Origin of the sequence: uncultured Lutibacter sp. (assembly GCF_937891065.1) — a bacterium.
Taxonomy (GTDB): domain Bacteria; phylum Bacteroidota; class Bacteroidia; order Flavobacteriales; family Flavobacteriaceae; genus Lutibacter.
In genome coordinates, this window is the sequence record NZ_CALAEQ010000261.1 from 1 (window position 1) to 1,972 (window position 1,972).

A 1,972-nucleotide genomic window follows, 5' to 3' on the forward strand; every position below is an offset into this window, starting at 1 on the left:
TCTAAGTCTAAGTTTTTTGAAGACATTTTGATTCTTTATTTTTAAAATTAAAACTCGTAAATAATACCACTACTATGATCTTTACTTGCTCCAGTAACACTTTTTAAACAGTTATTTTTACCTTCGTCTTTTAAAAAACCTAATAAAGCAAACACTAATGCTTCTTTATAATTGATAATGGTATCATTAGGTATTATAAGTTTGGTTTTTGTATAATATTGCATTCTTTCAATAAGAAATGTATTGTAAGCACCTCCACCAGCAACAAGTATATTTTTTGAAGAGTTTGAATCTACTTTTCTTGTAATTTGCATAGCAACGTGTTCAATAAAAGTTCTTAATATGTCCTTTATTTCAAGTCTGTATTTATCTATGATAGGAAAAATTGTTTCAACTATAAATTCGTAACCTAAAGATTTTGGTTTTAAATCATTATAAAAAGGCAAAGAATTTAACTCGTTTAATAATGATAAATCAATAGTACCACTTCCAGCTATTAATCCTTTATCATCGTATTCAAGATTTAATGAGGTTACATAATGGTTTAAAACAATGTTTACTGGGCAAATATCATAAGCAATTCGTTGATTGTTTTCATTCATAGATATATTTGAGAATCCACCTAAGTTTAGGCAATAATCATATTCAGAAAATAATAATAGATCTCCAATAGGAACTAATGGTGCACCCTGACCGCCAAGAGCAACATCTTGAGTTCTAAAATTGCAAATTGATTTTATACCCGTTATTGAAGTAATATAAGGTCCATTTCCAATTTGAAGCGTATAATTATTTGCTGGATTGTGATAAATTGTATGGCCATGTGAAGCAATAAGATCGATGTTTTTAATATTATTTTCTTCAATGAAATTTTGAATGGTTTCTCCTAAAAAAACACCATAATCCGCATCTAATTTGTTAAGTTTTTCACCCGATAAATGAAACCCTTCTTTTAAAGCAGACTTCCATTCTTTTGTGTATGGTATAGTAGCTGCATTTAGTATTTCAAAAGTATAATTATTAGTATTATTAATTTTTACATATGCAATATCAATTCCATCTAATGAAGTTCCGCTCATTACACCAATTATATTTTTTGTAGATTTTTTCATATCATAAAAATTTACTTTTATAATTATCTAAAACATTTTTTACACTTTTGTATTTTTCTAAAAGTTCAGAAGCTAAATCTTGATCAATATGAAGTTCATCCATGAGCATAAGAACTCCACGATTTACTAATTTTTTATTATTGAGTTGCATGTGTACCATTTTGTTATCTTCAACTCTGCCTAATTTAATCATAACTGAAGTTGTTATCATATTTAAGACTAATTTTTGAGCTGTTCCAGCTTTCATTCTAGTACTTCCAGTTATAAATTCAGGACCTACAATTATTTCAATGGATAAGTCAGCTACATCAGATACGGGACTGTTTTCATTACAAACAATACAGCCTGTTGTTATGTTATGTTTTTTTGCTTCTTTAAGTGCGCCAATTACATACGGAGTTGTGCCTGAAGCTGCAATACCTACTAAAATATCTTTATCAGAAATATCAAACGTACTTAAATTTTTCCAAGCTAAATTAGGGTCATCTTCCGCATTTTCAACCGCTTTTCTAAGCGCAGAATCACCACCAGCAATTAATCCTATTACCCAATTGTGTGGAACACCAAAAGTTGGTGGGCATTCAGAAGCATCTAAAACCCCTAATCTTCCACTAGTTCCTGCTCCAATATAAAATAAGCGTCCACCTTCATGCATTTTAGCATAAATAATGTCTACTAATTTTTCAATGGAAGGAATCACCTTTTCTATTGCATTTGGGACTGTTTTATCTTCAGTATTTATATTTTTGAGCAATTCAAATGTGCCCATTTTTTCAAGATTATTGTAATTTGATGCTTGTTCAGTTGTTGGTTTATTTTTCATTTTTATTTTGTACAATAATTAAACTTAATATTGTTAA

The 1,972-nt window shown here is 29.0% G+C and carries 2 protein-coding genes; both read right to left on the minus strand.

Features of this window, described 5'->3' with window-relative positions; translation table 11 throughout:
* Positions 1-47: 47 nt before the first annotated feature.
* Positions 48-1,112: an anhydro-N-acetylmuramic acid kinase gene (locus Q0352_RS13730; RefSeq protein ID WP_299528423.1), complete on the minus strand. Its 1,065-nt coding sequence runs from the start codon at positions 1,110-1,112 to the stop codon at positions 48-50.
* A gap of 1 nt (position 1,113) precedes the next feature.
* Positions 1,114-1,935 (minus strand): N-acetylmuramic acid 6-phosphate etherase, encoded by an 822-nt coding sequence (gene murQ / locus Q0352_RS13735; protein ID WP_299528425.1) that lies wholly within the window; start codon positions 1,933-1,935, stop codon positions 1,114-1,116.
* Positions 1,936-1,972: the final 37 nt, after the last annotated feature.

Coding starts and splice junctions, on each gene's coding strand:
- murQ (WP_299528425.1), bottom strand. CDS start 1,935: ATGAAAAATAAACCAACAACTGAACAAGCATCAAATTACAATAATCTT.
- Q0352_RS13730 (WP_299528423.1), bottom strand. CDS start 1,112: ATGAAAAAATCTACAAAAAATATAATTGGTGTAATGAGCGGAACTTCA.